General features: G+C 69.2%; 1 pseudogene. It reads right to left on the bottom strand.

Annotated features, from left to right (window positions below):
- Positions 1–240, bottom strand: a pseudogene (locus tag KVT39_RS37280) (carbohydrate kinase family protein); the annotation flags it as partial.

The following is a 240-nucleotide window of genomic DNA, read 5'->3' as shown; positions in this document are numbered from 1 at the left end:
CCGAGCGAGCCGATGTGCACGACCTCGGCCGTGTCGAGTGCGCCGGCGGGCAGGTCCGCCGGATCGAACGCGAGATCGGCGCTGTTCCCGCCGATGAAGAAATAGTGGGGCGGCTGCTTCGATACGACCATCGCGAGCAGCGGCGCGCGGCCGACCTGCCGGATGAATCGCATGTCGAGCCCCGCTTCGGCGCACTTGCGCATCAGCTCGTCGCCGAAGATGTCGCCGCTGACCGTGCCG

Origin of the sequence: Burkholderia sp. GbtcB21, assembly GCF_019091065.1 — a bacterium.
GTDB classification, from domain to species: domain Bacteria; phylum Pseudomonadota; class Gammaproteobacteria; order Burkholderiales; family Burkholderiaceae; genus Burkholderia; species Burkholderia pyrrocinia_C.
This window is presented reverse-complemented; position numbering and strand designations above follow the sequence as displayed.